Annotated in this window: 10 protein-coding genes and 1 pseudogene; 6 read left to right on the forward strand and 5 right to left on the reverse strand. The window is 49.2% G+C overall.

Annotated elements, in window-relative coordinates; genetic code table 11:
- Nucleotides 1-73 precede the first annotated feature (73 nt).
- From AB4875_RS06830 to AB4875_RS06855, 6 genes and pseudogenes are all read left to right on the forward strand, one after another.
- Nucleotides 74-1,255 carry an acetyl-CoA C-acyltransferase gene (locus AB4875_RS06830; protein WP_368375305.1) on the forward strand — a complete coding sequence of 394 codons (1,182 nt, stop codon included), beginning with the start codon at nt 74-76 and terminating at the stop codon, nt 1,253-1,255.
- A gap of 384 nt (nt 1,256-1,639) precedes the next feature.
- Nucleotides 1,640-2,344 (forward strand): crotonase/enoyl-CoA hydratase family protein, encoded by a 705-nt coding sequence (locus AB4875_RS06835; RefSeq protein WP_368375306.1) that lies wholly within the window; start codon nt 1,640-1,642, stop codon nt 2,342-2,344.
- Between the two features lie 457 nt (nt 2,345-2,801).
- Nucleotides 2,802-3,500 carry a LysE family translocator gene (locus AB4875_RS06840; RefSeq protein WP_368375307.1) on the forward strand — a complete coding sequence of 233 codons (699 nt, stop codon included), beginning with the start codon at nt 2,802-2,804 and terminating at the stop codon, nt 3,498-3,500.
- A 408-nt stretch (nt 3,501-3,908) separates the two neighbouring features.
- Entirely contained in the window at nt 3,909-4,373 is a 465-nt protein-coding gene (locus AB4875_RS06845; protein WP_368375308.1) for an ATP-dependent zinc protease family protein, read from the forward strand.
- Between the two features lie 64 nt (nt 4,374-4,437).
- Nucleotides 4,438-5,361, forward strand: a pseudogene (gene rimK / locus AB4875_RS06850) (30S ribosomal protein S6--L-glutamate ligase); the annotation flags it as partial.
- A 15-nt stretch (nt 5,362-5,376) separates the two neighbouring features.
- Nucleotides 5,377-5,649 carry a cation:proton antiporter regulatory subunit gene (locus AB4875_RS06855; protein WP_368377056.1) on the forward strand — a complete coding sequence of 91 codons (273 nt, stop codon included), beginning with the start codon at nt 5,377-5,379 and terminating at the stop codon, nt 5,647-5,649.
- A gap of 2 nt (nt 5,650-5,651) precedes the next feature.
- Here the strand turns inward: AB4875_RS06855 and mgtE are convergent, their stop codons facing one another.
- From mgtE to AB4875_RS06880, 5 genes are all read right to left on the reverse strand, one after another.
- Nucleotides 5,652-6,977 carry a magnesium transporter gene (mgtE, locus tag AB4875_RS06860; protein WP_368375309.1) on the reverse strand — a complete coding sequence of 442 codons (1,326 nt, stop codon included), beginning with the start codon at nt 6,975-6,977 and terminating at the stop codon, nt 5,652-5,654.
- Nucleotides 6,961-7,815 carry a magnesium transporter MgtE N-terminal domain-containing protein gene (locus tag AB4875_RS06865; protein ID WP_368375310.1) on the reverse strand — a complete coding sequence of 285 codons (855 nt, stop codon included), beginning with the start codon at nt 7,813-7,815 and terminating at the stop codon, nt 6,961-6,963. Before AB4875_RS06865 ends, mgtE begins: the two co-directional genes overlap by 17 nt.
- Entirely contained in the window at nt 7,805-8,629 is an 825-nt protein-coding gene (locus tag AB4875_RS06870) for a mechanosensitive ion channel family protein (RefSeq protein ID WP_368375311.1), read from the reverse strand. Before AB4875_RS06870 ends, AB4875_RS06865 begins: the two co-directional genes overlap by 11 nt.
- A gap of 384 nt (nt 8,630-9,013) precedes the next feature.
- Nucleotides 9,014-10,816: an alpha/beta hydrolase gene (locus tag AB4875_RS06875; protein ID WP_368375312.1), complete on the reverse strand. Its 1,803-nt coding sequence runs from the start codon at nt 10,814-10,816 to the stop codon at nt 9,014-9,016.
- Between the two features lie 217 nt (nt 10,817-11,033).
- Nucleotides 11,034-11,894, reverse strand: coding sequence for a sterol desaturase family protein (locus AB4875_RS06880; protein WP_368375313.1), 861 nt, complete (start codon nt 11,892-11,894; stop codon nt 11,034-11,036).
- Nucleotides 11,895-11,948 lie beyond the last annotated feature (54 nt).

Raw genomic sequence — 11,948 nt, forward strand, 5'->3', positions numbered from 1 at the left:
ATAACCATAGACCTGTGTTGCGGCAGAGATTGCCGCCTCAGGCAGGATGTCTAATCAAAAAGAGATCGATGCTATGAAAGATGCCGTTATTGTATCCGCCGCCCGTACGCCTATTGCCAAAGCTTATCGTGGTGCGTTTAATAATTTAGAGTCGCCGTCCATGGCTGCCCACGCCATTAAGGCTGCGGTTGAACGGGCTGGAATTGACCCAAATGAAATTGATGACTGCCTGATTGGCGCAGCCTTGGAGCAGGGCACCCAGTCCATGAATTTAGGTCGTATGGCCGCGATCGCTGCTGGCTTACCAACGACTGTGTCCGGTATCACTATGGATCGTCAGTGCTCGTCGGGCTTGATGGCGATCGCTACCGGCGCCAAGCAAATTATTACCGACGGCGCGCCAATGCTGGTCGCCGGCGGTTGCGAGTCGATCAGCTTAGTGCAAAACGAACATATGAATATGCATAAGCTGGTCGATCCGATGGCTATCGCCAATTCACCCAATATTTATATGGCCATGCTGGATACCGCCGAGATTGTCGCTAAGCGCTACGGCATCAGTCGCGATGCCCAGGACGAGTACGCTTTACAGTCGCAAATGCGTACTGCTGCGGCGCAGGCGGCGGGTAAGTTTGACGACGAGATTATTCCGGTAACGGCCACCAAGTTGGTGACCAACAAAGAAACCGGTGAGACTAGTGAAGAGTCGGTGACGCTGAGCCAAGACGAAGGCAACCGTCCCAGCACTACTCTAGAAGGCCTGCAGGGACTGAGAACTGTCCGCGAGGGTGGTTGCATCACCGGAGGTAATGCTTCGCAGCTATCCGATGGCGCTGCTGCAGTCGTATTGATGGATGGCACCCTCGCATCACAGCGCAATATTGAGCCACTGGGTATCTACCGTGGTATGGCGGTTGCGGGTTGCGAGCCAGATGAGATGGGTATTGGTCCGATCTTTGCCATTCCCAAATTGCTCAAGCGCAATGGTCTAACTATGGACGATATTGGCTTGTGGGAGCTAAACGAAGCCTTTGCGGTTCAGGTTATTTACTGCCGCGATAAGTTGGGCATTCCAAACGAAAACTTAAACGTCAATGGTGGTGCAATTTCTATTGGTCACCCCTATGGCATGAGTGGCGCACGCATGGTGATGCACGCTTTGATCGAAGGTAAGCGTCGCGGTGTTAAATACGTTGTTGTTACCATGTGCGTAGGTGGCGGCATGGGCGCGGCGGGTCTATTTGAAGTTCGTTAATCGCCCCTTTCGCGCTGAACTGGTTTGAGATCATAGTCAGCGCGATTCTCGCCGCAATACCGCCTTGTTGGTGTCGCGGCGACGAAATCCCCCCCTTATTTTTTTATTGAATATATACCGCTTGAATATTCAAAATATTAAATTGCCTCTATTCAGTCTGTTCACGATTTTCCTGCGCTCTTGAACGTCGGCCCGATACGCCTTTTCTAAGCTCAGTGTTGCCTGCGATTCAATATGCCGGTCTGCAATCGATGCTGCGCAGCATACTAATTCCGGTCCCCTCGCTCTCGGTACGATTATTCTGCCGTAAAAGCTGGCGGCTTATGGGTGAGTTACGTAGAATGGCTGATCAATGTTTTCGGTGAGAACACTAGGGAAGCTATAATGAACAATCTTGTTAACTACCAACTTGAAGGCAAAATTGCCACGATTACCATGCAAAATGGCAAGGTAAATGCGATGTCTCCTGACCATATTGCGGCCATTAACGGCGCGCTAGATCAGGCTGAACTAGATCAGGCGGCAGTGGTGATGATTGTTGGTCAGCCAGGAATCTTTTCTGCGGGCTTTGATTTAAAGGTCTTCCAAGCCGACGCTCGCGCGGGCATCGAAATGGTTAAGGCCGGCTCGACCCTATGTCGCCGCTTACTCGCTTTTCCTGCACCGGTGCTGGGTGTTTGTACTGGCCATTCTATCGCGCAGGGCTGCTTTACCCTACTGGCCTGCGATTACCGTATTGGTGTAGATGGTCCATTCCTGCTTGGCCTGAATGAAGTGCAGATTGGTATGACCATGCATCACGTGGGTATTGAGTTGCCCCGTGCGCGTTTGACGCCGTCCTACTTTCAGCGCTCCGTGAACACCGCCGAAATGTTCTCACCACAGGACGCCATTGCCGCGGGTTTCCTCGATAAAATAGTTCCTGCCGATGAGCTAATGACGGCGGCTACGACCGAAGCAAACCGTTTGGCTGGATTGAATCTGGCGGCCTACCAAGGCACCAAGTTGAAGGTGCGTGCCGGTTTGTTAAAAACACTGGATGACGCGATTGCTCTAGATTATAAAGAGCAAATGGCCCTATTAGGCTAATGCCTATATTGCCTTTAAAACCGGGCCAGTATGACCTCGGTTTTAAAGGCAGTGACAACGCGCTATGCCGCTCCCGGCGGCACACGTACCGCAGCGAAATCTATTTCCTGAAATCTATTCCCTGAAATCTAAGCCTTGAAAGTAATCCCCTATAATTCCCCCGTCTCGTTTGTATCAATAGACCGCTAATGCCATCGCCTTGCTCACCTGATGGTTATGCTGCGCGATGAGGAAATCACATTGCTATATTCGCTCAACGCTTAAGATTTTATTGGAACACGGTTCTGATACCACGGCTCGAAGTAGCAACATCAGTGGCTGATGTGTTTCACTAAAGCACTTGAAGCTTTGGCGCGCAGCTATGATCCCAAGCAGGGACGTAGGGAAAAGCAGTGATGACTGTTTGACTTAAAATGCTGCGCCCGATTATCCACTGCCTATGACCTATGGTTAGTACTTGGCCGGCCTTCTTGCCATAATAGTTGCGTGGCTTCCGGCCTTGATTAAAGAGGACAATACCGTGTTTGGTATCGAAAATTTATTCTTGTTTATTGTCTCTGGGATTTTACTAAATTTAATTCCCGGGCCAGACTCATTGCTAATTGTGGGTAGGGCGGCGACGCAAGGCTTTAAGGCTGGTTCGGCGGCTGCTCTGGGTGTTGGCAGCGGCACCTTTCTACATATTCTAGCGGCTACCTTCGGTTTGTCGGCAATATTAGCGACGTCTTCCATAGCATTCACGGTCGTTAAAATCTGTGGGGCCGTGTATCTACTCTATATGGCGCTAAGCATTTTTAGAGATAGTGCCGAGCAGAAGCAAATGAGCGATATCAGGCCTGCGAAGGCCTCTTTACAACGAGTATATGCGCAGGGACTCATCACCAACTTATTCAATCCCAAAGTGGCGATCTTCTTTTTAGCGTTTATGCCGCAATTTATATCAGAATCCAGCGACAGTAAGGCCTTAGCATTTTTGCTTCTCGGTTTTATCTTTAATCTCAATGCCATGATTTGGTGTCACTTTATTGCATGGGTTTCCTCGGTAAGCAGTAAGAAGTTGGCAGTGAGTCAGCCGGTCAGGAAATGGCTTCTCAGAGTGAGCGCAGGCCTGTTTGCTGCACTTGGCCTTAGATTGCTAGTTTCCAGCCAAAGCTAATAATATTATTCAATATAGTAAAGTGCGGTCGTCGCCGATATTTCGATGAGCAATAGCTATCGGTTCTTTGATTCATCAATTAGCATCCTAAATTTTTGAATTAAATTGATGTGGGTATATGATCGAGGGAAAGAGCAGTTAGATAAAAATAAACCATCACCCTAGCCGGATTGGAAAATTCGCAAGCCATCTGTTCGCATTTAACACGAATCGACGGAGCAGAGTTAAATGGAATATACGGTCTTCCGGCGTGAGAGCCGCACTCCCAAAGGTGGGGCAATAAAGTGTAGGCTCCAGCCATTTATTGACATACAATCTTTAGAAGTCTAACCACCGAAATTAATGTCGCTCCCAGACTCGAAGCCCATGCTCGACCTCCCTGTCTAACCAAAGAAGATCTTGTGAAAAATGACAAAATATCCCGATAAAATACTCGTAGGTGCACTAGAGCTATGTGATATTCCGGAATTAGGGATTACCGACTTGCAAATGCGAGTGGACACCGGCGCTGCTACCTCATCCTTGCATGTTGATAATATTGAGGAATTTGTTGTTGAGGGTAAACGGAGAGTACGCTTTGATATACATCCGGACGTCCATAATGTTGAAAAAATCATAACTGCTACCGCCCCGCTAAGCGGAAAGAAAACAGTAAAAAGTTCTTCCGCCGACAAAGAAAAACGCGTTGTTATTAAAACAGCCATAAAACTGGGCGGCGAAACTTGGAAGATCAAACTAACCTTAACGGATCGATCTACTATGACTAATCTGATGCTGTTAGGTAGGGAGGCAATGAAAGACCGGATTTTGGTAGACCCTAGCGAAGAGTTTATTTTGACCAAAGATAATTCAACTGCTTTTTTGGATAGTTAGGCCAAACCAAACTACAGAGTTGGTGCACTTGTTGTAAAACATTTTTGAACTTGGAATACTCATTATGAAACTTGCAATTTTATCCTGCGGCCCTAAAAGCTACAGCACCATGCGCCTTAAAGAGGCTGCACTGCAACGAGGCCACGACGTTAAAGTTCTCGATACCCTCAAGTTTGCTATTGATCTACAGCAAGGCGTGCCTGACCTTTACTATCGACAAAAACCCTTAAGCCACTACGATGCGGTGCTACCTCGTATCGGCGCTTCGATCACCTATTATGGTACCGCCGTGGTTAGGCAGTTCCAGGAAATGGACGTATTTTGCGCTAATACTGCCCACGGTATTAGTAACTCCCGAGATAAGCTTCGAAGCCTGCAAATACTCAGCCGCCATCATATTGGCATTCCTCGAACGACGTTTGTACGCGACAAGAAAGATGTTTTGCCTGCCATTGAGCGGGTCGGCGGCGCCCCCGTCATCATTAAATTGATCGAAGGAACTCAAGGTATAGGGGTTTTGCTTGCCGAAACTGTACAAGCAGCTGAATCCATTATTGAGCTGTTGCAGAGTCAAAAACAGAATGTGTTAATTCAAAAATTTGTCGCGGAAAGCAAAGGCAAAGACATTCGAGCATTCGTCGTCGGTGATCGCGTGGTTGCGGCAATGCGTCGAGTGGCACAAGGCCAGGAGTTTCGCAGCAATGTTCACAGAGGCGGTGTCGCCGAAGCGGTCGAGCTCTCTCCCGAGTATATAGAAACCGCTGTTCGCGCTGCCCAAATTACCGGCTTGCGCGTTGCAGGCGTCGATATGCTAGAAAGCGAATCTGGACCCCAAATAATGGAAGTGAACTCCTCACCCGGATTGGAAGGCATCGAAACCTGCACTGGCCTGGATGTAGCCGGTGCAGTTATCGATTACATTGCAGCACAGGTGGACTTTCCCGAGATCGATGTGCGCCAGAGACTAACCGTTAGTAAAGGCTATGGTGTCAGTGAAATTTATGTGCCTGAAGGTTCAAAATTTGTTGGCAGTACCATCCAAGGTACCAATCTGCGAGAGCAAGATATTAACGTACTCACCTTATACCGGGGCTCAAAAGTCATTCCGAACCCGCGGGCAGATCGTGTTCTTGAGCCCAATGACAAACTGCTATGTTTTGGCAAAATGAACTCTATGCGCGATATGGTACCCGCTAAAACACGGCGCCGGCGCAGCCCTAAAATTACCGAGCTGCCACCTAATATACCTGAAGGCAATGCGCCAGAAGGCTCCTAAAGTTACAGCATACCGCTCAGCATCGTAGCGATGCCCAGGAAAGCAAAAAACCCGGCAATATCAGTCACCGTCGTAAGAATAATTGATGACGCTTGAGCCGGGTCCTGCCCCAAACGCACTAGCACGATGGGGACTAGGGCGCCGGCAAATCCTGCTGCAACCATCGCCAGTATCATTGACGAACAAATAACGATAACTAAGCCAAGCGATCCGCTCCACAAATAAACCCCCAGCCCGCAGGTTACGGCAATACAAACGCCATTCATAAACCCTGCGGCCACTTCTTTGCGCATTACTCTAGTCCATTGCCTAGTGGTGATTTCTCGCAATGCTAAGCCACGCATGGTCACCGCCAGTGCTTGCGCACCGGCGTTTCCTGACTGCCCAGCTACCACTGGTAGTAGTACCGCAAGCGCAGTGAATTGGGCGATGGTATTTTCAAATAAGGCAACAACTGATGCCGCCATAAAGGCCGTAATCAAATTGATCTGCAGCCATGGCATTCGCTTCTTTACTGCGAAGACAGATTTAGACAATGCTCCTTCTTGGCGGCTAGCACCGACCATCGCCAACAGATCAGATGAAGACTCTTGTCGCGATGTTTGCAGCAAGCTGTCGTGGTAGATAATGCCCAGCAGCTGATTATTAAAATCGACCACGGGCAAGTCGAACAGCTTTAACTTCTCAAATAATTCTGTGACCTCTTCGTTGGGCGCGGTGTTTTGAATCGCAGCAGATACCGGCTGCGTGAGATTTTCAAGAACCGTGCCGGGCTCCGCAATAGCGATGTCCTGCAGATGAACTTTACCCGAAAGTCGGCCGACATCATCAACCAAAAACAATGAGCGAGCTGTTTTCATTTTTGCTTTTCGAAGTAAAACTACCGCTTGATCGACCGTCATATCGCCGCGAAAATGATTGATTCGAGTATCCATTAGACGACCAGCCGTGTTTGGGGGGTATGCCATTAAGGTCTTTAATTCGAGTCGAACCTCCGGGTCCAGTATTTGCAAAAATGCTTGCAAACGCTCCTCATTGAACTGACCCAGTATTTTTACCGTGAAATGCGGAGGCAGCTCACTCAGCAACTGTTTGCCTAGCTGCTTGGGTATAGCTTGTAATAGAGTCGCAGCAACATTGGGTACTAATAGCTGCCATACTGGTAGTTGCACGTAAAGTGTTTGCTTACTCAACACCTTAGCAACCATGGCAAGATCGAGATCTTCTATAATCTGAGCCGCATCCCCAGGGTAATCCAGCAAAAAGCGGCGAGCCAATGTATCATCTACCGCCTCGAATATTGCTTCCTTACTAGCGTTTGCGGTCATCACTATTTTCCTCTGTTCGGGCAGTTCCCATGCCACTCGTGGTTATTGCAAGAAGGCCAGTTGCAGTGGCCACCATGGCACTACTTAAGTGCCCGAGTAAGGTATCCTCGGGGGTAGTCTTTCGTGCAGGCTGACTCATTAACATCGCACTCATCAATGCTGTTCGATTAATTGTTCCTGCAAAAATGTCGTTACTGTCTCGAACAGGTAAGGTGTTGTAACGCCTCCACCCCTCAGCTTTCTTTGCGACTGGTAAGCTATTGTTCGCGGCTAAAGCTACGCAGCCGGAGTCAGTAATTTCTTTAAGCTTACGCTGGGGCGCGCTTATCAGTAGAGCGCTTGGTGAAATCACACCATCAATCGCGTGCTTGTCATTGATGACTACAATTAGCTCAAAAGATTGCTGGGCTTTCTTGAGTACGGCAAGACAGTCGCCCACAGTGAGCTCCCGAGAGAAGTGGGGAGTCAGATCATCCATCCAAGCACCCACAGTATCTTCGGGGTAGCTGAGTGAACGCTTGAGTGCGTTGACTAACTGACTTGGCAAGTGCTCCACGATCAGTTGACGCTGCTGCTGGTCAACCAGACGCATTATGGCGGCAACCACTGGATACTTCAGAACACTCAACACCGCGCAGGTTTTATCTAAAGGCATGCACTCAAGGATACGTGCGGCGGGCCAGCTTTCGATCTTTTCAATGACCGGTGCTACCACCCGAATCGGAATATCGTTAGCGAGATAAATAGCGGACTCTTGTGCCTCTAGGCTTTGCAATACACGCGCAGCCATTCCGGGCTTCTGAGTTAAAAAGTCGAGACTGAGCGGATTAATTGCCATCCTTTTTCTCCGATGTAATTAAACTTAGACTTTGCTCCATAAAAAGCTTTGCCGGCAATAGCGTTCGGCCGTGCTCAGTTTCGAGTAAAACACCGGTGGCAGTAAATTCCAGTACGCGGCCATGCAGCGACCCACAAGCAACTTGCTGGCCGGGTTTGACTAACAATTTGAGATGCTGATTGGCAATTAAGTTTTCGACTAAGGGTTTGGCGCCGAGGCCGAAGGCGAGAGAAAACCCTGCCAGTACCGTCGCCAATACTATGCCGAAAAGCATAATCAGAAAGGTAACATCAACGCCAATCTGTCCTAGTCCAATAATCAAACCAACAACAATAAAAGCGACCTGGGAGGATTGACCCAATAACTCTGGTCGAGCAATGTCAGCAGTTTCAGCTGCATGGGTGATCAGCTTTCTGGAAGCGCTGCCAATAATCGCGCCAGCGATAATAATCAGTCCGCCAGAAAGTAAAGAGGGTAGATAAACCACAAGGCGTTCCAGCCAGTGAGCCACTCCATCAAACCCCATAAGGCGAACAGAAACAGCCACAAAAACCAATATTGTTGCCCAAAAAACTGTGGCGCCTAACAGCTGTTGCACCGTTGTGGGAATGCGAGCAAATTCACTGTTGGTGCCATAAAAACGTCCCGCCACCAGCGTATTGAATGCTCTCGCAAGCCGCGTTATCGCCATTCTCAAAAATCTCGCCAGCAACCAACCAAGCAATAACATCAATACCGCACCGAGTAGGTCTGGCAGCAATGTGATAACAGTAGTTATTACATTTGTGGCTTCTTGCTCGAAAATTTCCAGCATAGTTGCTCCCGCTATGTGTTGAGAAAGAGAATATTAACGAGTATAGATTAAAACGGTTACGGGGTTATATTCGCCACGAACGGCATAGTGCCCGTTGTAGCGGCTTAAATAGGCTAAGTTGCGGAATTTGATTTCATGCGTTTGCAATACTCAGATTGAGCTTGCCCGCTAGCCTTGCTAGGCGGCGATGTGATCTTTCCAGTGTTGCTCGTTGTGGATTGTGTTCATAGATGGCTCGGCAGTTAAAAACTGAAGAGTAAGCCGGCCATGGGTAAATTCTTAGATGTGGTTTATTGACCGCTTACGATGATTTTGGTGAGGGGAGTGTGCCGCTGACGGTATAATAAATACCACCAGCGACGGGCTGGACCGCTTGTGAAAGATTTATTCGGCGCTGCTTGCGACGAAGGGAAAATCGATTGTACCGCTAATGGCGGCAGGAATCGGCGGCTGGGTAATGCTGCTTATGTGGGTAAAGTAGGGGTGGAAACCGTATACCATTAAGCCAATAGTGTCGCCGGCTGCCACTGGCTCAGAAACCCCAATCATTTCTTGTGCCACTAGGCCGCTGCCGCGAATGGGCAATACTTGATCGTTAATTAAGAAAGCATCGCCGCCGGCGGCAGGTATTTTTCCCAAACCGATATACAAAAGATTGCCGTCACCATTGCCACCGCTGATATTTAGCATGGCGAGTGGAATGCCCGCCAATACGCCGTCATTAGCCATTGTTTGCAGAGGAATAAATTTACCCTTGGCAACTAATTGGCTGATTAGCTCGCTGGGCAGCAAGTTCACGATGTCATCAAGATAATTTATCAGCGACGTGGGATCGGCACTGGCTGTTAAGACAGCAATTAAGGTGCTGGTGGCTTCTAGTGGTAGTGAGGTCACTGTAGCGAGTACGGTTTGCAGTGGCAGGGCCGTTAGCAGATCGATGACGTTACTGAGGCCGCCTGGAATAATCTGTGTGTCAGCGACGTTGTTAAGTGAGCCGCCACGTTTGACTTCGTTGCTTGTTGTGCCGGATTCCTGACCGGAAAGACTAAAGCATACGTCTGGTATTGTGGCGGTGCTGTTACCTCCCTGAAGTTTGTCGGCTAAAAAGTTCAGTGCTAAATCGGTGGTGGGATAGGTTTTATCATCGCAATACAGGGTGGTTTCGGTATCAAATAAAATCTGCCGACCAGCAGTTTGCAGTAGCGGTAAAATATGGCCATCACGCTGAACAAATAGATGCGCTTCGCGGCCCTGTCCCTTCCAGCATTCATAGTTCACTACGGCGTCGTTAATATTAAAGAGTACGTCGTTGCTGCCCTGAATAAATAGTGCGTCGGCGGTTGATAAGGTTCTGCCGTCGCTGCGCTCGCCTTCACAAAACGACAGTGGGCTGTGCCCAGCTAAGCGGGTTATGGTTTCTGGGGCTATTTCTCCCGTCGTGGTGGCGCCGATAACGGCCTCGAAAAGATAAGGTTCGAGTTTGCCCATAGAGGCGACGGTTAGAATGTCTAACCAAATATTCTTGGGCGTATTATTGGCGTATAAGCTGTAGGGTAGGTCGCTCCAGGCTGCTAGCGGTACGATGGCATCAAAGCGCTTATCGACACTTGAGCACACGGTTTGAAATCCGCCGCCGTAAGATAGGCCGATTGAGCCAATAAGCGGGTCGCTGCCCTCTGAGCTAAGGTTTACGAGGTTTTCTTCTGCCCAGTCGATGATTTGCGACACATTGCGGCAGTCGATATCGGGGTCCATTACGGTGATATTGCCTGAGGTTTCACCGAAGCCGCGCTGATCAAAACTAATGACGTAGAAGCCGCGTTCTAGCCAAGCTCGGCGGGCGACCTCGCCTGAGATATCGTTGGTGATGACGGCTTCAAAAATATTGGGGTCTTCAAGATTCTTAGCTCGAGACAGCCCAAAGCCGTGGCTGTGGAGGATCAGCGGCACCTGCTTTCCCTGGGGGTTTTCGGGTATGTATACGGTAAAGGCCACAGACTCGTCGTCAAAGCCGGTGAGGATCTGATCAAAGTGATTTTTGCTTTCCGCTTGGCCGGTGTTGTCGCCGCCAGAATTGTCACCAGTATTGCTGCGAGACGACGAGCTAGAGCTGCCGCCGCAGGCGGAGAGCATGGCGACTAAAAGGAATATGACTAGCTGGGTGACGTAGCGCGAGTACGGGAGCATAGGGTGCCTCGTTATTATATTGTCTTAAATGCAGTCGCTAATGGTTTAGTTAATGCATCGACAAATAAGGAAATTCAGATAACGAAGTATAATGTTTTCACCGAAAATATTAATGCTTAAGGCATTAAACTTTTCTGTTTCGTGAGCTGCCGCACTTTATAACACTCATTACTAGCTGCGCGCCCTAGTTTGGCGCACAACTAGTGGTGGCTTAGGATTAACCCAGTTTTTTCATATCAATTGCAAAGTAGCGGTGCCATATATTGTGTTCTTCTTGTGCTGATTGTTTCCAGCCGTATTGCTTGGGGCGCTCGGTTTCGATGGCGAGGGTGCCGAACAGCAGCCAATCGTAAATCGACAGAAGATTGCACATATTCTTTGCCGAGTTTTTGCCGCGAGCGTGATGGTGGTGATGTTGTGTGGGAAATGTGAGTACATGACAGAGCGCATACATGGTTTTGCGTACCCAGGCCCAGCGGTGGTTTAAGAAGTACAGATCATAGTTCCAGTTCACGTGATTGTGAGCGGCCCACAGGCCCTTAAACGCCGTGCCAAAGAGAAAGACTTCGGTCAGGCCAAGATATAGACAGGTAAATTGGAACCAAAAGTTAGGCATGATGAACCAAAACAGCGAGTGCTCAACAAAGGTCTGGGTAACTGTGATCTCACCCTTGCCATCATTGGTACCAGAAAAATGATGGGGGCGATGACCAATTTTAAAGAGCTGCTGCGCATACAGCAGGGGTTTCCAGCGCATACGACGGGCGTGGGAAAACCAGTGAGCACCGCTGTGAAGAAGCTCTTCAATACAGATATAGGCCAGTAACACCGGCCAAAAGTAAACCTCTTGCAGCCACCCAAGACCGCCCTCAAATTCCGGTACCAATATGCGCCCTAGCCACGCGGTGGCAAAGACCAGTGCGGGGCGCTGCACCGCTGCGAGCGTGACTGAGGCCAATACTGCCATGCCCCAGTCCTCTTTGCTCTTTCTGCCATCGCTGTTGCGGCCCGCCAGAAGCTCCCACAATGATGCTGCGCCGATAAAGGCGATAACGGAAAGGGTGACGTATGTGTCCATGACGAATTACCACGCTTGTTTATTGTGAGGACAGCTTAGCCCACTAGAATTATT

The sequence above is a fragment of the Zhongshania sp. R06B22 genome (assembly GCF_040892595.1).
Taxonomy (GTDB): Bacteria; Pseudomonadota; Gammaproteobacteria; order Pseudomonadales; family Spongiibacteraceae; genus Spongiibacter; species Spongiibacter arctica.